Genomic DNA, 19,691 nt, shown 5'->3' on the forward strand with positions numbered 1-19,691 from the left:
AAGTTTTTCAAAGGAGTGCCCACATGTTCGGTCTGACTTCCCTCGGCGTCGTCCACACCGCCATCAGCCTGGTCGCGGTCATCGCCGGACTGGTCGCCCTCGCGCGCGACAAGGAGATCTCGCCACGCAACGCGATCGGCATGACCTACATCGTCATGACCGTCCTCACCTGCCTGACCGGCTTCGGCATCTTCCAGCACGGCGGCTTCGGCAAGCCCCACGCGCTGGGCGTGATCACGCTGGTGGTGCTGGGCGTGGCCTGGCTGGCACGCACGCCGCGGATCCTCGGTCGCGCCGCAACGTATGTGGAAACGGTGAGCTACTCGCTCACCTTTTTCTTCCACATGATTCCCGGCGCGACAGAAACCTTCACCCGCCTGCCCACGGGCGCACCCCTGTTCTCGGGGCCCGAGGACCCGGCGCTCCAGAAGGTGATCGGGACGCTCTTCGCGGTGTTTCTGGTGGGTGCCTTCCTGCAGGTGCGGCGACTGCGTGCGATTCACCGGCTGCCACCGGCGGCTGGATTGGCTTGAAGTTGCGCCGGGATCTGGACGAATCGGCCTCTCAGACTCTTCTCAGAGCCCGGCGAACCACTTGAACCCGGCGACCAGCGCGGCCCCCAGCAGCACGCCGATCAGCAACCGTCCCCAACGGACGGCCGGCCCTTCCTTGTTCTCGAATGACTGGGGCCGCGAAACAGGGCCGAAAGTGGTGTCGGGCTTATCTCGTGCCCAATCGTGAAAATTGTCGCGATCTGTATTCATGTAATACATTTTAGGTACACGTCAACAAATTTCACAACGCAGCCGTTTATTTTCTGGACGGAGTGTCAGAAGCGTCACACAGCCATACAAGATTTCGCCTGCGGCTTACGAGTGCTTCACAGAACCCGCTCACCATGCAGACATCGCCCAACCACGAGGAGCTCGCATGAACAAGACCGCTTTCGCTCTCGGCACCGCCGCCCTGCTGTCGCTGGGCACGCTGGCCCTCCCGGCCCATGCATACGACGGGCGTGACCGGTACGACAACCGTGTGATCGTCGTGCCCGCACCGCCTCCGCCCCCGCGGGTCTACTACAACGCCCCGCCGCCGCGCTGGAACGGCTACGACGATCGCCGGTACCAGCAGCGCCGCGGGTGGGGCGACCGTGATCACGACGGCATCCCGAATCGCTACGACCGGGATCGCGACGGCGACGGCGTGCCCAACTACTACGACCGCCGGCCGAACAACCCCTACCGCTACTGAGCGGCTCGAGCCGGCATCGGTCGGCTACGAATTTCCGTAGGGCATGTGGACGGCGTCCATTAGCTCTGCTAAGGTTTGTGTACAGCATCCACAAGCCAGGAGATTCCCATGCTGCTTGCCGACAGGAGCGCCCTGATCCATGGCGCCGGCGGCGCCATCGGTGGCGCAGTGGCCCGCGCCATGGCGCGCGAGGGCGCCCAGGTGTTTCTGGCAGGCCGCACCCTGGCGCGCCTTGAGGCCGTCTCGGCGGACATCCGGGCCGCCGGCGGCCGCGCCGAAACCGCCCAGGTCGACGCGCTCGATGCCCGCGCGGTCGACCGCCATGCCGATGCGGTGGCGCAGCAGGCAGGCGGCATCGATATCGCGCTGAACGCCATCGGCGTGACGCACGTGCAGGGCCGGCCCTTCGCCGAGCTCGCGCTGGCGGACTACGAGTTCCCGATCCACGTCTACACCCGCAGCAACTTCATCACCGCCCAGGCGGTCGCACGCCACATGGCAAAGAAGGGCTCGGGCGTGATCCTCACCCTCTCCACACCCGGCGCGCGCCTGGCGGGCCCCGGCTACATGGGCAACGGCGTGTCCAGCGCGGCGGTGGAGGCCATGTCGCGTCACCTGGCCGGCGAACTGGGCGCGCAGGGCATCCGGGTGGTCTGCATCCGGCCCCATGCCATTCCCGAAGCCGCGGCGGCCGGCTCGCACAGCGATGAAACATTCCGCCCGCAGGCGCAGCGCGAGGGCCTCACGGTCGCACGGATGCTGGAAGGCGCAGCCGGCGGAACCTTGCTCCAGCGCCTGCCGACGCTGGACCAGGTGGCGCGCACGGCCGTCTTCCTCGCTTCCGATCACGCCGGCGCCATCACCGGCACCGTGGCCAACCTCAGCTGCGGCTTTCTCGTCGATTGAAGGACGACATGAACCAGAAACACATCGAAGGCCGCAAGCGCTGGCTGGCGCTGATGGTCCTGTGCCTGGGCGTGCTGATGATCGTGCTCGACACCACGATCGTGAACGTGGCCCTGCCCTCGATCCGCACCGACCTGGGCTTCACCGAGACCTCCCTGGTCTGGGTCGTCAATGCATACATGCTCACCTTCGGCGGCTTCCTGCTGCTGGGCGGGCGGCTGGGCGACCTGTTCGGCCACCGCCGGCTGTTCCTGGCCGGCATCACGCTGTTCACCCTGGCCTCGCTGGCCTGCGGACTGGCGAATTCGCAGACGCTGCTGATCGCCGCACGCGCCGTGCAGGGGCTGGGCGGCGCAGTGGTGTCGGCGGTCTCGCTGTCGCTGATCATGAACCTCTTCACCGAGCCGGCCGAGCGCGCCAAGGCGATGGGCGTCTACGGCTTCGTCTGCGCCGGCGGCGGCAGCATCGGCGTGCTGCTCGGCGGGCTGCTCACGCACGCACTGAGCTGGCACTGGATCTTCCTGGTCAACCTGCCGATCGGCGTGGCGGTCTACGCCCTGTGCCTGGCGCTGCTGCCGCGCATGCCGGGACACGCGGCCGGCGAGCGCCTCGACGTGGGCGGCGCGATCACGGTCACGCTCTCGCTGATGCTGGCGGTCTACGCCATCGTCAACGGCAACGAGGCCGGCTGGACTTCCACCCGCACGCTGGGCCTGCTCGGCACCGCGGCCCTGCTGCTGGCGGCCTTCATCGCCATCGAGGCCCGGGTACGCCATCCGCTGATGCCGCTGCGCCTGTTCGGCCTGCGCAACGTCGCCGTGGCCAACGTGATGGGCGTGCTGTGGGCGGCCGCGATGTTCGCCTGGTTCTTCATTTCCGCCCTCTACCTGCAACTGGTGCTGGGCTACACCCCGATGCAGGTGGGCCTGGCCTTCCTGCCCGCCAACCTGATCATGGCGGCCTTCTCGCTCGGCCTGTCGGCCCGGCTGGTGATGCGCTTCGGCAACCGCGGCCCGCTCGCCTTCGGCCTGCTGCTGGCGGCGGCCGGGCTGGCGCTGTTCGCGGGCGCGCCGGTGGAGGGCCACTTCCTGCTGCACGTGATGCCCGGCATGACGCTGCTCGGTCTGGGCGCGGGGATCGCGCTCAACCCGATGCTGCTGGTGGCGATGAGCGACGTGGCGCCGAGCGAATCTGGCCTGGCCTCGGGCATCGTCAACACCGCCTTCATGATGGGTGGCGCGCTGGGCCTGGCGGTGCTGGCAAGCCTCGCCGCCGCGCGCACCGACAGCATGGCAGCGGCCGGCGCCGCGCCCGCGGCCGCGCTCGTAGGCGGCTACCAGTTGGCCTTCATCGTCGGTGCGGCCTTTGCCGGCGCGGCCGCCTTGCTGGGCGCCCTGCTGCTGCGGTCAGGCTCACAGGCATCCGCGGATGCGCAGCCGTCGGCCGGCACCCCGCATGCCGGCTGAACGCGACCCGATGTAACCGCCTCGACGATCGGCCTTCGCCTACAGAAATCGCCCGCGGCGGCGCCCACGATGAAGGAGCCATGAAACATCCTCCGATCAAGCTCACCATCGACGAAGCGGCACCCGGCGCCTTCGTCTGGACCCTCCTGCAGACCGACGACGGCGGGTCGCCGCAGAAGGTCATGAAAGCGGCCGAAGACGGCTACGACAGCTACGAGGCCGCCCTGGCCGCCGGCACCCGCGCGATGGATGCCGAGCTGCGCAAGAGCGCCGCCGCTGAACAGCGCAAGCGCGCCCTCGCCTAGGCGAGGTGCGTCTTCAAGGGCACGGCGGGGTCCGCGGCCACCGCCGGGTCGGGGCTGCGGCCGGCTTCCAGCAGCTTGCGGCTCATCATGTGGTCCACAGGCGCGTTGACCGATTCCACGCAGCGCAGCACGCCGTCCACGTAATGCAGCAGCGAGAAGGCGGCCGCGTTGGCGCCCGGCCGGCGCACCATCTGCTCGCCCGGCGTGCCCGCCGCCGGCACCAGTCCCGCCATCTGCAGCCGCAAGGTGCCCTGGTCCGACCAGAACCACGGCACGGCGTCGTGCGGGCGCGCCGCGCCAGTGAGCGTGGCGACCGCGGTGCGTGCCTGGTCGTTGGCGTTCTGCACCGATTCGAGCCGCAACGCCTGCCCGCCGCGCCGGTCGGGAAAGCGCGTGCAGTCGCCTACCGCGAGCACGGCTTCGTCGCTGGTCTGCATGTAGGCATCGACCACGATGCCGTCGGCGCACTCCAGCCCCGCGGCCTGCGCGAGCGCGGTCTCGGGGACGGCGCCGATGCCGACCATGAGCAGGTCCACCGGCAGCGCCTCGCCGTCCACCTCGATCGCCGCCAGGCGCTGGCCTTCGGTGCGCCATTCGCCGGTCTTCGCGCCGACGCGAATGTCCATGCCCGCTGCGCGATGCGTCGCCAGCACGTGCTCGGAAAGCGCCAGCGACACGGCACGGGCGAGCAGCCTGGGCGCGCATTCCAGCACCGTCACGCGCTTGCCCAGCGCCAGCGCGGTGGCGGCCACTTCCAGGCCGATGAAGCCGCCGCCCAACACCGTCACCTGCTGCGCCGCGGACAGCATCGAACGCAGCTGCGCCGCTTCGTCCGCCGCGCGCAGCAGGGCGACGTTCGACAGGCCCACCAGCGCCGGCAGCCGGCGCGCGCGCGTGCCGGTGGCGAGCACCAGGCGATGCCAGCCCAGCACGGCCCCCGAGCGCAGCGTGACGGTGCGCGCCGCCCGGTCGATGGACAGCGCCGGATCGCCCAGGTGCAGCGTGATGCCGGCCTCGCCATACCAGGCCTCGGCGCGGTGCAACTGCGGCGCCTCTTCGGGGCTCTTGAGGAAGGTCTTGGACAGCGGTGGCCGGTGGTAGGGGATGCAGTTCTCCTCGCAGACCAGGTGCACGCGGGCGCCCTGCCCGGCCTCGGCCAGGCCGGCGCACAGCTGCGCGGCGGCATGGCCGCCGCCGATGATGACGATGTCTTGGCTTGAATTCATGGAATGGTGGTGCCGGAAAGAGCCCGCAGCTTGCGGTCGAGCGGAGATTGTCCCTCAGAGACGCGAGCGGCTTCGTCCCCCCGGACGGGGACGGCATCGGGTGCGACCCTCGGTGACGATGACGCCCGCCCCGCTAGAGTCCGTCCATGGTCGTTCTCTACCACTGCGTCAGCGCCCGCTCCTTCCGCCCGCTCTGGATGCTCGAGGAACTGGGCGCGCCCTACGAGCTGCGCATGCTCCCCTTCCCGCCGCGGGCGCACCAGCGCAGCTACCTCGAGGTCAATCCGCTGGGCACCATCCCCTTTCTCATCGACGGCGACACGCGCATGACCGAGTCGGCCGCGATCTGCCAGTACCTGGCCGAGCGCTTCGATCCGCAGAACCTCAAGGGCCTGGCGGTGCGCCCGCAGGAGCCCAGCTTCGGCGCCTGGCTCAACGGCCTGCACCAGGGCGAGGCCACGCTGACCTTCCCGCAGACCATCGTGCTGCGCTACGCCCACTTCGAGCCCGACGAGCGCAAGCTGCCGCAGGCGGCCGAGGACTACGCGAAGTGGTTCCTCGCGCGGCTGCGCTGGATCGACGCGGCGCTGCAGACACACGCCTTCCTCTGCGCGGACCGCTTCACCGCCGCCGACATCTCGGTCGGCTATGCGTTGATGCTGGCCGACCTGCTGGGTCTTCAGCCGCAGTGGCCGGCAGCGGTCACGGCGTACTGGGCCCGGCTGCAGCAGCGGGACGGCTTCCGGCGCGCCCTCGCCGCGCAGCATGCGGCGGCACTCGCCCAGGGCGTTTCGCCGCGGAACGCGTTGGGGCACTGAGCCATGGACCTGCACCATCCGCTGATCCAGAGCCTTGCGCTACCGCTGGTCGTCGCATTCATGGTGACCGGCATGCTGCGCGGCGCGCTCGGCCCGGTGCAGGGACGGCGCTGGGCGGCTGCCGGCGCAGCGCTGGCCATCGTCGGCACCGCGGCATGGCAGCTGGGCTGGCGGCTGCCGCCCGGCACGCTCACCGAGCGGCTGCCCTGGATCTACGCCGTGGCGGCGCTGCTGGGCTTCGTGCTGGAGGCGCTGCACGCCGGAAGGCGCGCCGAGTGGCTGGCGGCCGGCATCCTGTGGGCGCTGGTGCTGGCCATCCTGCCCACGCGTGCACTGCCGCTGCTGCTTGTCGTGTGGCTGCTGGGCCTGGCTGTGTTCCGGGCGGTGCTGCGCGAGCATGCGGCGCGCGCCGATGCAGCCGCGGTGCTGGTGGTGGCCAGTCTGGGCCTGGCTGCCGCCGCAATGGGTGCCGGCTCCGCATTGCTCTTCGAACTGGGACTGGCACTGGCCGCCGCTGTCGGCGGCTGCGCGCTGTGGCTCTGGCCCATCGTGCGCATCGCCTTCGGCGCGAGCGGCGCCATCGTCGCGGCCCTCGCCTGGCTGAGCCTGATGCAGGCCACGGCCCTGCTGACGGAGGTACGGCCCGTGACGCTGCTGCTGCTCGCAGGCGCCTTCACCTCCGGGCCGCTGGTGCGCTGGGGGCGGCGGCGCCTGCAGCGCCCCGCGGCACCGCCCGGCCCGCGCGCCAGGACCTGGGTGGAACCGCTGATCGTGGCCCTGGTGGCCGCCGCCTGGGTCGCGGCCGCGCTGGCCTTCGCCGCATGGGGTGGTGCAGAAATGTCGACCGGGACGGACGATCCCTATTACAAACCGAAGTGGTGACTGCCTACGACCCCCATCCCTTCACGACGGCCCCGCGCGCATTGCCCGGCGTGGACGCACTCTGGCCGCTCTGCCTCGCCATCGCGCGCCATCGGCGCGGCACCGGGCCCGCGCCTGCACCCGATGCCGCAAGGCGCTTCCATCAGCATCGGTCGCACGGCTTCGTGCTCGATCCGGCAGCATGGCATCCGGAGGCGCTGGAACTCTTCTCGCTGCTCAAGCCGGTGCTCGACTGTCCGCCCGAAAGCCCGACCTGGGTGATCGGCCAACTGGGCCAGAGCCTCGACGGCTGCATTGCCACCCGCGGGGGCGACGCCAACTTCGTGAACGGCCCCGAGATGCTGCTGCACCTGCACCGGCTGCGCGCCCTGTGCGACGCAGTGATCGTGGGCGCGGCCACCGCCGCCATCGACAACCCGCAACTCACCACGCGCCGGGTGGCGGGCGAACATCCGGTGCGGGTGCTGATCGATCCGACCCTTCGGCTCGCCCCCACGCTGCGCGTGTTCACGGACCGGCAGGCGCCCACGCTGCTGGTGTGCGACGCGGCCCGCGAAGCCGAGGCAGCGGCACAGGTCGGCGCCGATCAGGTCCTGGGCGTGCCCGGCCTGCTGAAGGAGAACGGCACCCTCGACCTGCCGGCACTCCTGCATGCGCTGCGGCAGCGCGGCCTGCATGTGCTCTTCGTGGAAGGCGGCGGCATCACCGTCTCGCGCTTCATCGCGCAGGGCTGCATGGACCGGCTGCACCTCAGCATCGCGCCGGTGCTCATCGGCGGCGGACGCCCCGGCCTCTCGCTGCCCGTCGGCATGGTGATGCGCAACTGCCCGCGGCCTCCGGCGTCGGTGTTCCGCATGGGGGCGGATGTGCTGTGGGACCTGGATCTCCGGGCCCTTGCACCCTTCGCCACATAGGCCACGACGAAGAGGTGCCGCGCGAAGTAGATCAAAGCGGCTCGGGAGAAACCACCGTCACGCGACACGGGAGCGTTGACGGGAGGTCCGTGCGTCGTCGAAGACCTTCTTCACCGGCCCGAGCGCCTGCACGAACTCCAGTTGCTCGCCCTCCGGGCCCTTGCAGTAGATGAGCCGCCAGCCGTTGGACTTGCCCTCGGTGATCGGGTTGGAGTTCGCGCTGATCGGCGCCGCACGGCGCTCGGCTTCGGTGCCGACGGTGACCACGCGGTTGGCCTTCACCTGGTTCATTCCGCGACGTCCGCATTCGGCCTCCATGTCGCGGATGAAGACGTTGAAGTCGACGTCGTCGCGCAGGTAGAAGCAGATGTGCATCGAGCGCGGATACGCTGGGCTCATCTGGTCGCGCGGCTCGGCGAAGCTCGCGCCCGTGCCCATCGGCTGCTGCGCGTCGCGGTACTGCAGCAGTTCGATGACGACGTTGTCGAACTGGATGAAGCGCACGTCCAGCCGCTGCGCGCCGCTGCGCAGATCGGGAATTCCGCGTGTGCGCGGATTGACGTGGCGCTCGCGCGCGAGGATCTCCTCGTCGGTGAGCAGCGTGTTTTGGATGCGCTCCCCCTGGAAATCGCCATCGCGCATGACCTCGGTGCCGCCCAGCACCTCGGTGTAGAAGGCGAAGGCCCGATCCATGTTCTGCACGGTCACGCCGAAGTGCTGCACGCCCTGCAGCCGATCCCCCAGCGGGGCCCGGTCGCGATCACGGGCGCCCGAGGGCGGCGCACTGGCAGGCGCCTGGGCGACTGCGCCGGTGGACAGCGCCGCAAGCGTGGCAGCGCCGGCGAGCTTCATCGCTCCCCTGCGTCCGGTGTTCTCCAGCGCGGTCGAGTCGGGCTTCATCGTCATGGTCTGGTCCTTTCAAAGGATGGCTGCAGGCACGAGGAACAAGTCTTTCGCCTGGAGGTCGACGGTTCGAGCGCGCCGGGCGCCAGCGAGCTCAGCTTCGGGTCCAGCCTTCGACGCAGGAGGCGTTGGCTGCCATCCACTGGATGGCAGCCTCGCGGGGCGTCTTTCGCTCGACGTTGACCATCCAATCCATCTCGGTCACGCCGTCGATGCCGAGAGAGATCCTGGAAAGCGCCTGCCGAGTCGCCGGCGGCAGCCTGGCGAAGCGCTCGGTGGGGGCGACCAGCGCGCCGCGGTTGCTGCCGCCCAGCACGCCCTTCGGGTCTTTCAACGGGCGCAGTCGGCCATCGCGATTGAGGTACTGCGGTGCCCAGGTCGGAAACACCATCCACCGCCGTTCGCCGACAGCGGCGTCATACGCGCCGGTCCACTCCGCCGGCGCGCCCGGACGGAACCGGTAGCCCACCCCGTCCAGCCCGTAGGCACCGACCGCGGCCTGTGAAACCGTCGAAATCGTGGCCGCCGTCCCGATGCCCTGGATGAGCTTGTTCATCCGTTGGGCCACCGCCGGCCTGGCCAGGTCGGTGATGGAGGCGACCTCCTGCTCCGGGACGTATTCGGGCACCGCCCAGAAGAAGCGAGCCCCGTCATAGAGGCGTGCCACCTCGGTCGCCCGGCCACCATAGCGGGACCAGTAGGCCGCATGCCCCTCCGGCAGCCATGCCGCCGCCATCACGTCGATGGCTCCCTCGCCCAGCAAGGGGAACATCTGGTCGTGCGGTCCGGTCCTGAGGTCGACGGCGTGGCCCAGCCGTTCGAGCAGCTCATGCACCACGGCGCCCGTGACGGCATAGAAGCTCAGCGAGACCTGCCCCAGCACCACGGGCGGGCTCGGATGCCCTTGGGGCCGCGCCGCATCGCCGACGGCGACACCAGCGGCACCCGCCCCCATCGATGCCAGGAGGCGTCGGCGGGTCCATGCGCTCATAGGAACTCCTTCGCGGATGTCGGGCAGAAAGCGGCGGTGGCCGGCCTGCCGCATCCGCGTCAACTGACGCCGAGGGCGACGAACATCAGGATAGGGCGGCGTGATGCGCGCACCAGAAAATCGCCGTAAAAAGTGGTTAAAGCTGGACGAGCCCTTGTTCGACCCACTTCGCCGCCGTACGCAGCACTTCGGCCAGAAACGCTCAACGCATCGCCAGAAGATCCACGTGCCCCACTTGCACGCGGCCGTGCGGCATCAACGCGAGCCGCGCAGCTCGGAAGCGCCAAGCGATCCACCTGGCCTGCCTGCGGCGGCTGGCGAGGTGTACGCATCGACTGGCCGCAGACCCGAGGGTGCATCCACGTCATCGTCGATACCCGCTGCCGCCGACGCGCCACCGCGATACAACCGTGCCGCCGCACTGGCTCCCGCTGCTGCCGGTACAGCTCGCTCGGGGAAGAAGACAGCGTGTGCGACGGGGCATGATGCGCAGCTGGCGCATGTGACGATGATCACTGGGGGCCGCAGCTATTGAATCGTCAAGCCGCCTTCATGGTTCAGCACGGTGAACATGCCGTTGCCGACGTATTGGAGTCCGATGGTGTCGGATGCGGCGCCGCTGATGGAACCTCCGATACCCCGCGTAGTCGTGGCAGTGGAGATGTAGATTTGGCCACCATTCGGCGCCGCCACCAGCTTGCTGCCGTCGGCCGACGACGCCACGCCATTCCAACGCAGGCTGTCTCCCCGCGCCGTCCAGCTCACCCCGCCATCGCTCGATGTGTGGATCTGTCCCCACTCCTCTACCGCCACCAGCTTGCTGCCATCGGCCGAGGAGGCCGATATGAACCAATTTCGATTGGACTCGCGTGCCGTCCAGCTCACGCCGCTGTCGTCCGAGGTGTAGATCCGCCCCCCCGACTCGAGTGCAACTAGCCTGGTGCCATCGCCCGACGATGTCACCCAGTACCAGTCTCGGACGGACTCGCGTGCCGTCCAGTTCGCGCCACCATCGATCGAGGTGTAAATCTGGCCCCGGAAGACCGCCGCCACGAGCTTGCTTCCATCGGCAGACGAGGCCACCGCATACCAGTCCCGGATGGACTCGCGCGCCGTCCAAGTCACACCGCCGTCGATCGAGCTGTAGATCTGGCCGCCGCTGGCCGCCGCCACCAGCTTGCTGCCATCGGACGAATAGGTCACTGCAAACCAATTTCGATTGGATTCGCGCGCCGTCCAGTTCGCGCCACCATCGATCGAGGTGTAAATCTGGCCACCGTAGACCGCCGCCGCCAGCTTGCTGCCATCCGCCGACGAGGCCACCACCGTCCAGTCGCGATCGGCCTCACACGGTGGAGTGGCCGTGCACACAGTCCAGTTCTCGCCGCTGTCGGTCGAGGTGTAGATGCGCCCCCACTTAGCCGCCGCGACGAGCTTGCTGCCATCGGCTGAGGAAGCGACCGTATACCAGGATTGGGTGGGGCCACGCGCCGTCCATCTGGCACCCGCCATGCCCTCCACGCTTTTCGTGTCGATCGCCTGCCCCGCGTTCTGGGCGATCTTCCAGCCGCCCAGGCCGGCGCCCTGGACGCGCACCACATCACCGACGGCCGGATTGGCCGGCAGGGTCACCACCACCTGCGCCGCGTCGTTGCGGGCGACATAGCCCGTGTTGGACTGACCTTGCACTGCAGCACTGGTCACGTCAACCCAAGGAAACGCGGGGGCCGGCGTGCCGCTGCCATCGCCGATCTCGGGGGGGGCGGGCGTTCCACTGCCATCGCCAATTTCGGTGCCGGTTCCAGTGTCGGTACTGGTTGCAGTCCCGGCATCGGTGCTTGGCCCGGTACCGGCACTCGCGGCTGCAGCTCCGAGCGCCGCGAGGGCGGCCGATCCTCCTGCCCCGCCTCCACCGCCGCCACCGCATGCGCCCAACATCAAGGACAGCATCAGCGCTGGAACCAGGCGGCAGATGGTCCGCGTAGGAAGGGTCTCCAAACTGGCGATCACAGCGCCAAAATTGGCGTACGCCCACCGCAATGCAACTTGGTTCATGGAAGGATCTTGCTGAAGAAAAAGAGCCTGTTGCTTCACGCTCCGCAGCGTTCCAGGATCAGGATCGAATGGCAGCGATTTTCCAAGCACTGACGGGCTTGCTCTGGTTTCTCCAGAAAAAGCGACAATTCTCCCGGCAGTGCTTGGGAGTCACCGTGAACAGTCGGTCAACGGCGGGCTCGCGCGCCCTGAAGGCACTTCAAGAAAGTGCTGCATGGCCCTCGGCACGCGAGGACGCTTGCGTACTCAGGGAAGGGCCAGGAGATCCACGTGCCCCACATGCATCCGACTGCGCGTTGTCGACATCCCCCGCCACGCTCGCCATGCTCGAACCAGCGCCTGCGTATCCGGCCCTTGCTCCAGCGCGGCGCTGCTCATGCCATCGATCATGGCCTGCAGCATGGCCGGCTCCTCGATGAGCCAGTTGCTGCATGCCTGAGCGACACCGTAACCCAGGGCGGCCAGGCGCGCGGACGCCATTGCCGGGGCTTGGCCGCCGAGCGCCACGCCGAAGCCCTTGTCGCGCCGCTGGTGCGCCGTAAAGAGCTGGCGGACGATTTCATCGCCTTCGACGGCAGGATCCCACTGCACACGCCCATCGACGCTGAGCGCAAAGAACATCGCTGCGTTCGTCCGTCGCACACGCTCGAACAGCGCATCGAGCCAAGATGCGGACACCAGGTCAAGCAACGCCGCGGCGGTGACGAGCTGCATGTTTGCAAAGGGCAGGTCGTCCAGCGCGCTCACGAGGTCCGCACGGAGCCACCGAACATCCGCATGCCAATCCGGCCCCTCAAGGTGAAGGCCTTCGGCATCGGCACGCAGCACGAAGCCCTGCGCGCGTGACCACGCCGCGAAAACACCAGGCAGGGCCGCCAGAAGTTGCGGATCGTTGTCGACCAGCAGCCAGCGCTGCGCGTCGCCGAGGCGCGGCGCGAGCGCGCGCAGGTTCGCGCCGGTGCCGCAGGCCAGGTCCAGCACCTCCAGTGGCCGCGCACCGCGACGCATCCGGGTCGCCATCCCGCGCAGGTCCAGCGCGGCGGCCGCCTCGGCGCGCGCGGTGAGATCGTAGGGCTCGCGCAGCGCCAGCCACTCGGCGCTGAAGCCGCTCACGGCCACCGCCCGGCCTGCCGCGCGAAGGCGGCCAGCGCCGTGGCAAAGCGCTGGCTGCTCTGCGCCCAGTCCGGCAATCGCGCCCGCGCGCTGCGCGCCCCCGCTGCCAGCCGCGCCCGCGCGGCGCTGTCGTCCATCAGCCGCTGCAGAGCGGCACGCAGCTCGGGCACGCTGCCGGGCGCGACCAGCAGGCCCGCCTCCTCGGGCACGGTGTCGGGAATGGCACCGGCCCGCGTGCTGATCACCGGCAAGCCATGCGCCAGTGCCTCGGCCAATGCCATGCCATAGCCTTCGTGGAACGAGGGCAGCACGAAGGCATCGGCCTTCGCATGGAGCGCGCGCAGGCTGGCCTCGTCCTGCTCGCCATGCAGCAACACGCGCGCCTGCAGGCCATGGTCGTCGATGGCCTCGCGCAAGGCCGATGCGCAGGCCGCGTCCATCACGAGGCTGCCGGCGCAATGCAGGACCCAGGGCCGGTCCTTCAGGCCGGCCAGCGCCTCGACCAGCAGCGCATGCCCCTTGCGCGGCGTGACGGTCGCGACGCAGAGCAGCGACAGCCCCTCGCTGCTCGATCCCGCGGCGAGGGGCGCCGGCGCGGTGCCGGGTTCGATCACCGCGATGCGGCCGGCCTCGACGTCGAATTCCGCGAGCGCACGCGCGGTGGAAGGGCTGGTGACGATCACGCCACGCGCATGGGCCAGCGCCCGTCGTTCGCTGTCGAAGAGCACGCGCTGCCGGTCCGCATCGAGCCCCGTTTCCAGCGCCAGCGGATGGTGGACCAGTGCGACCCAGAACAGCCGCTTCGCATGCCGCTGCACCAGTTCCGGCAGCACTCCGAAAGCCAGGCCGTCGACGACCGCGAGCGCGCCATCGGGCAAGGCGTCGACCACGCGCGTGGCCTGCGCCAACGCTGTCGCATCGGGCGATGGAAAGCCTTCGCCCAGGCTCTGCACCTCGACCTCCCACCCCAGCGCGCGCAGGCCCGCGACGATGTGCCGGTCGTAGGTGTAGCCGCCGGTGCGAGTCTCCAGGTCACCCGGCACCAGGAAGCCGCAACACCCCGGCTGCGTCAAAGCGCGCCCTCGTAGGCCGCCCAGGCCACATGCGATTCGTTGAGCCGCACGCGCATGCCCGACAGACCGCCCGCATGCGGGCCCATCTCGCCGGCTGCGATGCGTGCCGCGACGCGGTCGAAGACCACGCGCGCCATGAATTCGGTGGTGGTGTTGCGCCCCTCGAAGGCCGGATCGTCATCGAGGTTGCGCAGGTTGAATTCCGCCAGTACCTGCTTCAGCACTTCGGCCGCCAGCGCAATGTCGACCACCACGCCATCGGCATCGAGCTCGGCGCGTCGCATCTCCAGGTCCACCACGTAGGTGGCGCCGTGCAGGCGCTGGGCCGGCCCGAAGGCCTCGCCGCGGAAGCTGTGGGCAATCATGAAATGGTCGCGGACATTGACGGTGTACATGGCTTGGCTCCGATCGGGATTCAGGGGTAATCGATGCGATGGCACAGGGTGTGGGGCGCGCCCGCGGCCAGCCGGGCCAGCACCGCCGGCAACTCGTCGAAGGGCGCGGCATCGGTCAACAGCACATCCAGCACCGGATCGCGCAGCAGCGCGAGCGCCAGCGCCATTCGGCGGCCATGGCTCCAGCGGGACCGCTGCGCCGTGGCCACCTGGCCCACCTGCGAGCTGCGCAGCGTGAGCCGGCGCGCGTGGAAGGCCTCGCCCAGCGGCAGGGTGACGGCACGCCGCCCGTACCAGCTCAACTCCAGCACCGTGGCCTCGAAGGCCGCCAGCCTCAAGGCGGTGGCAAGACCTTCGGCGCTGCCGCTGGCATGCACGACCAGGTCGGCATCCGGCGCCGCGCCATCGGGCGTCGCGAAGGCCAGGCCCAGTTGCTCGACAACCGCGCCGCGCGCGGGATCCGTGTCGATCACCTGCACCGCGCATCCCGGCATGCGCCCCGCCAGCCAGCCCACCAGCAGTCCCACCACGCCCGCGCCCACTACCGCGACGTGATCGCCCAGGCGCGGCGCCGCATCCCACAGCGCATTGACCGCCGTCTCCATGTTGGCCGCCAGCACCGCCCGCGCGGGCGGCAGGCCCTCGGGCACAAGGTGCACCGCCGCGGCCGGCACCACGTAGTGGCTCTGATGCGGATGAAGGCAGAAGACCGTGCGACCGAGCAGGTCCGGCCCGCCCTGCTCGACCACGCCCACGCTCGCGTACCCGTACTTGAGCGGCGCCGGAAACGCACCCTCCTGGAACGGCGCACGCATGCGCTCGTACTCGCTTTCCGGCACCTCGCCGCGAAAGACCAGCGCTTCGGTGCCGCGGCTGATGCCGCTGTGCAGCGCGCGCACCCGCACCTCGTCCGGACCCGGCGCGGCGAGCGTGACCGGCCGCAGGCCGGCGCGACCTGGCGCCTCGATCCAGCAGGCCCGGGGCTCGCCCGGGGGGACGCGGAGATGATTTGCTGGCATGCTGTTCTCGAATCGTCCGCCGACGCGGCCGATGAAGGTTGGCCACGATCTTAATGAAGACGATGCTCACGCGATCTCCTTCCGACGAGGCATCCGCCGCAGGCGCATGGCGGCTTGCGGCGCTGCGGCGCGATGCCTGGCGCGAGGCCCTGCCCTGCTTCCTGCTGCTGGCCGCCCTCGCCGCGCTGCTGGGCGGGCTGGACGCGCTCGGCCCGTGGTTCCATTTCAAGACACTGCTGGCCTTCGCCGCCGCCTTCGCCCTGGTTCTTTCGGGCCTGGATGCGCATGCGCCCAACGGGCGCTTCGGCGCGGCCAACCGCGTGACGCTGGCACGCCTGGCCTTGATCTGCCTGCTCGCCGCGGCGATCGGCGAGACGGCGGACGACCGGTTGGCCTGGAGCTGCGTGGTGGTCGCCACCATCGCCGCGCTGCTCGATGCGCTCGACGGGCCGCTGGCACGGCGCGGCGGCCTGGCCAGCGCCTTCGGGGCGCGCTTCGACATGGAGACCGATGCTCTGCTGGTGCTGGTGCTGTCGCTGCTGGCGCTTCACTTCGACAAGACCGGCGCCTGGATCCTGGCGGCCGGCCTGATGCGCTATCTCTTCGTGCTGGCGGCGCGGCCCTGGCCCTGGCTCGCGCGGGCCCTGCCGACCAGCCTTCGGCGCAAGGCGGTGTGCGTGGTGCAGATCAGCGCCCTCATCGTCTGCCTGGTCCCGGTCATCGCGCTGCCGTGGAGCCAGGCTCTTGCGGCGGCCAGCCTGGCCCTGCTCGCCGCCTCCTTCGCCATCGACACCGCCTGGCTGATGCGCCGGCGCCACCTGCCCCTGGAGATCACCCGATGAATGCTGCACGCGCCCTGTCCGCCGCCCTCCTGTTGATGCTCGCGGCCGCCGCGCCGGCCCGCGCCGAGCCCGCCCGCTACGAACTCGATCCGGAGCACCTCACGGTGGCTTTCCTCGTCGATCACATCGGCTACGCCAAGGTGCTGGGCATGTTCCGCGCCGCGCGCGGCAGCTACAGCTTCGACGAGGCCACCGCCGCACTCAGCACGCTGCGCATCGAGGTCGACACCCAAAGCGTGTTCAGCAACTTCGCCAGTCGCGATCGGCACCTGAAGAGCGCGGACTTCCTCAATTCCAGCGAATTCCCGCGCATGGTGTTCACCGCGGACGGCGCCAAGCGCACGGGCGAGCGCAGCTTCGAGATCGTGGGCCAGCTGGAGCTGCTCGGGCGCTCGCAGCCGCTCACGCTCAATGCGACCTGGAACAAGAGCGGTGCCTCGCCCATCGACAAGACCTACGTGATGGGCGTGTCGGCCCGCGGCAGCTTCAAGCGCAGCGCCTATGGCATGAACTACGCGGTCGCCAACGGATGGGTCGGCGACGAGGTGGCGCTGATCATCGAGTTCGAGGCCAAGCGCAAATGAAACCCATGGGCTGGCCCGGCTGGACAGCGCGCTTCGCGCTGCCCTTCGTCGTGCTCAACACGCTGCTGACGATGGAGAACCACGGCCCCGGTCTCTGGCCGCGCCCCGCGCTGCGGCTGTCCTTCGAGCTGGCGATGGCGCTGCTGGCACTCACCGCCTGGATCGCCTGGCGCGGCCGGACCGGCGAGCGTGCGCTGCGCCTGCTGGCCGCCGCGAGCGGCGTCTGGATCGTCGCGCGCTACCTCGACGTGACCGTGTCGGCCGTGTTCGGACGCCAGATCAACCTGTACTGGGACAGCCGCCATGCGCTGGAGGTGCTGCGCATGGGCGACTTCGCCGCCTGGCAGACCGCGCTCGGCGTGCTGGCCGCCCTCGCGCTGCCACTGCTGCTGTACCGGATCGCGCTGGCCTGCTGGCGCGCCATCGCGCAGGCGCTGGCCTGGCCGCCACCGCGGCCCGCGATCGGGCTCGCCGGCGTGCTGCTCGCGGCCTGCTTCGCAGCGCACGGCATCGGCGGACGCGACACGCGCTGGTTCTTCTCGATGCCCGTGGCGCCGATCCTCGCGCACCAGGCCGAAGTCCTGGCCGGGCAATTGCTGCCGGGCCGCGCGGCGCAGCAGCTCTCGCCCAGCCCGGACTTCGCCCATGTGGGGCTCGCGGGCCTGCACGGCGCCGACGTGCTGCTGCTCTTCGCCGAGTCCTATGGCGCCACCACGCTGGACAACCCGCGGCAGGCCGCGGCCCTCGCACCCGCGCGCGAGCGGCTCGCGCAGGCCCTCGCGGACGGCGGGCTGCGGGCGGTGTCGGCCCGGATGCGATCACCCACCTACGGCGGAGCCTCCTGGCTGGCCCATGCCGCACTGCTGACCGGCGTGGACACGCACGACCCCGGCGCCTACGAACTGCTGCTGGCCACCGACCGGCCCACGCTGGCGCGCCATTTCCAGGCCCATGGTTGGCATACCGTGAATTGGATGCCCGGCCTGCATCGGCCCTGGCCCGAGGGCAGCTTCTACGGCTTCGACCGCTATGTCGACGCCGACCGCACCGGCTACCGCGGCCCGGCCTTCGGCTACTGGCGCGTCCCGGACCAGGCCTCGATGGCGCTGCTGCACGCGCAGGAGCTGGCGCAGCCACCCGGCACGCGCGCGCCGCGCTTCATCGTCTTCCCCACGCTGGCGAGCCACGCGCCCTTCCGGCCGCTGCCGCCCTACGTGGCCGACTGGGCGCGCCTGCTGGACGAGCAGGCCTATACGCCGGCCGAACTCGCGCAGGCCCTGGCGCATCCGGTGTCGTGGCAGGCGCCCGTGAGGCCCTATCTCGAATCCCTGGCCTACACCTTCGAATGGCTGGGCGACTACCTCGCGCATCGCGCGCCGCGCGGGATGCTCACCATCGTGATCGGCGACCACCAGCCGTTGGCCAGCGTCAGCGGTGCGGGTTCCTCCTGGGACGTGCCGGTGCACATCATCAGCGCCGATACCGCGCTGCTCAAGCGCTTCGAGGCCCGCGGCTTCAGGCCCGGCCTGCTCCCTTCCCCGCAGCCTGCGGCCATGGACATGCACGCTCTCACGCCGCTGCTGCTCGCCGTCTTCGACGGCTCCACAGCCGGGCTCCCCGGCACGGCCGAATGACGGGATGCAACAGCCATTCCGAGAACTAGTTCACACGACAAGCCGCAACGCCTCTGCTACCTTTGCGACCATGCGCGCCCTGCTCCTCCTCTCCAGCATCGCTGCCCCCGCCATAGCCTGGTGGCTGGGTTCCTTCACCGGGTTGGTGATCATGGAGGCCACATGCCTTGCCCTGGTCGCCGCCAGCTTCTTCTTCTCGATGGAAATGCAGGAGGCGCGCGAATCCAGGCAGATGCAGCGCGCCTTCGGCCGCGGTCCCGCCTTCCCGGCGACCGGGCTGGGCAACCTCTGACGCCCCGCGCTCAGCCCGCCGCGGCCGACTTGGCCACCGCCACCTCCGTCTCGCGCGGCAGCGTCACGCCGTTCTTCACCGCCAGGATCTCCGCCATCACGCTGACCGCGATCTCGGGCGGCGTCTTGCTGCCGACGTAGATGCCGATCGGGCCGCGCAGCCGCGCCAGCGACTGCTCGGTCTGGTCGAAGTGCTCGATCATCCGGTCGCGCCGGGCCTGGGCGTTGCGGCGCGAGCCGATCGCGCCGACGTAGAAGGCCTCGCTCTGCAGGGCCTCCAGCAGCGCCAGGTCGTCGAGCTTGGGATCGTGCGTGAGCGCCACCACGCAGCTGCGGCGGTCGGGCTTGAAGGCCTGCACCGCGTCGTCGGGCATCTCGGTGCTGATGGCCACACCGGGCGTGGACCAGGCGGTGCGGTACTCGGCCCGCGGGTCGCACAGCGTGACCGCGAAGCCGCTGAACTTCGCCATGGTCGACAGGTATTCGGCCAGCTGGCCGGCGCCGATCAGCAGCATGCGGTACTCGGGGCCGAAGGTGTTGACCAGCGTCTCATCGTCCACCGTGAGCTCGGCCGGCGCGGCCGCCTCGGCCAGTTGCACCGCGCCATCGGCCAGCGCGACCGTGCGCCGCATCAGCCGGCCCTGCTCCAGTGCCTCGACCAGCGCGGCCAGCGAGGCAGCGTCCGGGTCGAACTCGAGCAGCAGCTCCAGCGTGCCGCCGCAGGGCAGGCCGAAGCGGTGCGCCTCGTCGGCGGTGATGCCGTACTTGATCAGCGTGGGTGGGCCCGAGGGCATGCCGTCCGGGGCGCCGTGGGCACGGGTGTGGCGCGCGATCAGGTCGTCTTCGATGCAGCCGCCGGAGACCGAGCCGACCACCGCACCGTCCTCGGCCAGCGCCATGATCGAGCCGACCGGGCGCGGCGAGGAGCCCCAGGTGCGCACCACCGTCGCCAGCAGCGCGCGCTGTCCTTCCAGCCGCCAGTCGCGCAGCGTGCGAAGGACCATGACGTCGAGGTTTTCCATC

At 70.0% G+C, this 19,691-nt stretch carries 22 protein-coding genes; 12 read left to right on the forward strand and 10 right to left on the reverse strand.

Going from position 1 to position 19,691, the window contains the following annotated elements:
* Nucleotides 1-23: 23 nt before the first annotated feature.
* The gene (locus A8M77_RS05245) at nucleotides 24-533 is read left to right on the forward strand and encodes a hypothetical protein (protein ID WP_086920499.1); all 510 of its coding nucleotides are present in this window, start codon (nucleotides 24-26) and stop codon (nucleotides 531-533) included.
* Between the two features lie 42 nt (nucleotides 534-575).
* Here the strand turns inward: A8M77_RS05245 and A8M77_RS35095 are convergent, their stop codons facing one another.
* On the reverse strand, nucleotides 576-764 hold the full coding sequence (locus A8M77_RS35095; protein ID WP_143694549.1) for a hypothetical protein: 189 nt from the start codon (nucleotides 762-764) through the stop codon (nucleotides 576-578).
* 166 nt (nucleotides 765-930) lie between these two features.
* Here A8M77_RS35095 and A8M77_RS05250 point away from each other — a divergent pair, with 166 nt between their 5' ends.
* From A8M77_RS05250 to A8M77_RS05265, 4 genes are all read left to right on the forward strand, one after another.
* A complete protein-coding gene (locus tag A8M77_RS05250) occupies nucleotides 931-1,251 on the forward strand; it encodes a hypothetical protein (RefSeq protein ID WP_086920500.1) in 321 nt (106 codons plus the stop codon).
* Between the two features lie 108 nt (nucleotides 1,252-1,359).
* Nucleotides 1,360-2,157: an SDR family NAD(P)-dependent oxidoreductase gene (locus A8M77_RS05255; RefSeq protein ID WP_086920501.1), complete on the forward strand. Its 798-nt coding sequence runs from the start codon at nucleotides 1,360-1,362 to the stop codon at nucleotides 2,155-2,157.
* A gap of 8 nt (nucleotides 2,158-2,165) precedes the next feature.
* Nucleotides 2,166-3,623, forward strand: a complete 1,458-nt coding sequence (locus tag A8M77_RS05260) for a DHA2 family efflux MFS transporter permease subunit (protein ID WP_086920502.1) — start codon at nucleotides 2,166-2,168, stop codon at nucleotides 3,621-3,623.
* A gap of 80 nt (nucleotides 3,624-3,703) precedes the next feature.
* Nucleotides 3,704-3,928, forward strand: coding sequence for a hypothetical protein (locus A8M77_RS05265; protein ID WP_086920503.1), 225 nt, complete (start codon nucleotides 3,704-3,706; stop codon nucleotides 3,926-3,928).
* Here the strand turns inward: A8M77_RS05265 and A8M77_RS05270 are convergent.
* A complete protein-coding gene (locus A8M77_RS05270) occupies nucleotides 3,925-5,154 on the reverse strand; it encodes an NAD(P)/FAD-dependent oxidoreductase (protein ID WP_086920504.1) in 1,230 nt (409 codons plus the stop codon). The genes A8M77_RS05265 and A8M77_RS05270 overlap by 4 nt on opposite strands.
* Before the next feature lie 146 nt (nucleotides 5,155-5,300).
* On the opposite strand from A8M77_RS05270, the gene A8M77_RS05275 reads away from it, so the two are divergent.
* Genes A8M77_RS05275 through A8M77_RS36030 form a run of 3 tightly spaced genes read left to right on the forward strand, consistent with a single transcriptional unit; the run spans nucleotide 5,301 to nucleotide 7,768 of the window.
* Nucleotides 5,301-5,972, forward strand: a complete 672-nt coding sequence (locus A8M77_RS05275) for a glutathione S-transferase family protein (protein WP_086920505.1) — start codon at nucleotides 5,301-5,303, stop codon at nucleotides 5,970-5,972.
* Nucleotides 5,973-5,975: 3 nt separating this feature from the next.
* Entirely contained in the window at nucleotides 5,976-6,854 is an 879-nt protein-coding gene (locus A8M77_RS36025) for a hypothetical protein (protein ID WP_158100887.1), read from the forward strand.
* Nucleotides 6,851-7,768, forward strand: a complete 918-nt coding sequence (locus A8M77_RS36030) for a RibD family protein (protein ID WP_158100888.1) — start codon at nucleotides 6,851-6,853, stop codon at nucleotides 7,766-7,768. The genes A8M77_RS36025 and A8M77_RS36030 overlap by 4 nt, the downstream gene beginning before the upstream one ends.
* A 57-nt stretch (nucleotides 7,769-7,825) precedes the next feature.
* On the opposite strand, the gene A8M77_RS05285 is transcribed toward A8M77_RS36030, so the two are convergent.
* From A8M77_RS05285 to A8M77_RS05315, 7 genes are all read right to left on the reverse strand, one after another.
* Nucleotides 7,826-8,674, reverse strand: a complete 849-nt coding sequence (locus tag A8M77_RS05285) for a VOC family protein (RefSeq protein WP_086920506.1) — start codon at nucleotides 8,672-8,674, stop codon at nucleotides 7,826-7,828.
* Nucleotides 8,675-8,765: 91 nt separating this feature from the next.
* Nucleotides 8,766-9,662, reverse strand: a complete 897-nt coding sequence (locus A8M77_RS05290; RefSeq protein WP_158100889.1) for a glycine betaine ABC transporter substrate-binding protein — start codon at nucleotides 9,660-9,662, stop codon at nucleotides 8,766-8,768.
* Between the two features lie 528 nt (nucleotides 9,663-10,190).
* Complete coding sequence (locus A8M77_RS05295) at nucleotides 10,191-11,717, reverse strand: WD40/YVTN/BNR-like repeat-containing protein (RefSeq protein ID WP_143694550.1); 1,527 nt, start codon at nucleotides 11,715-11,717, stop codon at nucleotides 10,191-10,193.
* 246 nt (nucleotides 11,718-11,963) lie between these two features.
* Nucleotides 11,964-12,830: a class I SAM-dependent methyltransferase gene (locus A8M77_RS05300; protein ID WP_143694551.1), complete on the reverse strand. Its 867-nt coding sequence runs from the start codon at nucleotides 12,828-12,830 to the stop codon at nucleotides 11,964-11,966.
* Nucleotides 12,827-13,873 carry a glycosyltransferase family 4 protein gene (locus tag A8M77_RS05305; RefSeq protein ID WP_202820607.1) on the reverse strand — a complete coding sequence of 349 codons (1,047 nt, stop codon included), beginning with the start codon at nucleotides 13,871-13,873 and terminating at the stop codon, nucleotides 12,827-12,829. The genes A8M77_RS05300 and A8M77_RS05305 overlap by 4 nt, the downstream gene beginning before the upstream one ends.
* A gap of 26 nt (nucleotides 13,874-13,899) precedes the next feature.
* The gene (locus tag A8M77_RS05310) at nucleotides 13,900-14,298 is read right to left on the reverse strand and encodes a 6-pyruvoyl trahydropterin synthase family protein (RefSeq protein ID WP_086920511.1); all 399 of its coding nucleotides are present in this window, start codon (nucleotides 14,296-14,298) and stop codon (nucleotides 13,900-13,902) included.
* A gap of 20 nt (nucleotides 14,299-14,318) precedes the next feature.
* The gene (locus tag A8M77_RS05315) at nucleotides 14,319-15,317 is read right to left on the reverse strand and encodes a zinc-dependent alcohol dehydrogenase (RefSeq protein WP_086920512.1); all 999 of its coding nucleotides are present in this window, start codon (nucleotides 15,315-15,317) and stop codon (nucleotides 14,319-14,321) included.
* Between the two features lie 53 nt (nucleotides 15,318-15,370).
* Here A8M77_RS05315 and A8M77_RS05320 point away from each other — a divergent pair, with 53 nt between their 5' ends.
* The 4 genes from A8M77_RS05320 (at nucleotide 15,371) to A8M77_RS05335 (ending at nucleotide 18,669) form a co-directional block, all read left to right on the forward strand.
* Nucleotides 15,371-16,159 (forward strand): CDP-alcohol phosphatidyltransferase family protein, encoded by a 789-nt coding sequence (locus A8M77_RS05320; RefSeq protein ID WP_086920513.1) that lies wholly within the window; start codon nucleotides 15,371-15,373, stop codon nucleotides 16,157-16,159.
* On the forward strand, nucleotides 16,156-16,743 hold the full coding sequence (locus A8M77_RS05325; protein WP_086920514.1) for a YceI family protein: 588 nt from the start codon (nucleotides 16,156-16,158) through the stop codon (nucleotides 16,741-16,743). Before A8M77_RS05320 ends, A8M77_RS05325 begins: the two co-directional genes overlap by 4 nt.
* Nucleotides 16,740-18,377, forward strand: a complete 1,638-nt coding sequence (locus A8M77_RS05330) for a sulfatase-like hydrolase/transferase (protein ID WP_158100890.1) — start codon at nucleotides 16,740-16,742, stop codon at nucleotides 18,375-18,377. Before A8M77_RS05325 ends, A8M77_RS05330 begins: the two co-directional genes overlap by 4 nt.
* A 70-nt stretch (nucleotides 18,378-18,447) precedes the next feature.
* On the forward strand, nucleotides 18,448-18,669 hold the full coding sequence (locus tag A8M77_RS05335; RefSeq protein WP_086920516.1) for a hypothetical protein: 222 nt from the start codon (nucleotides 18,448-18,450) through the stop codon (nucleotides 18,667-18,669).
* Nucleotides 18,670-18,679: 10 nt separating this feature from the next.
* Here the strand turns inward: A8M77_RS05335 and A8M77_RS05340 are convergent, their stop codons facing one another.
* Nucleotides 18,680-19,690 (reverse strand): XdhC family protein, encoded by a 1,011-nt coding sequence (locus A8M77_RS05340; RefSeq protein WP_086920517.1) that lies wholly within the window; start codon nucleotides 19,688-19,690, stop codon nucleotides 18,680-18,682.
* Nucleotide 19,691 lies beyond the last annotated feature (1 nt).

The organism is Variovorax sp. JS1663 (assembly GCF_002157355.1).
Lineage (GTDB): Bacteria > Pseudomonadota > Gammaproteobacteria > Burkholderiales > Burkholderiaceae_C > Variovorax.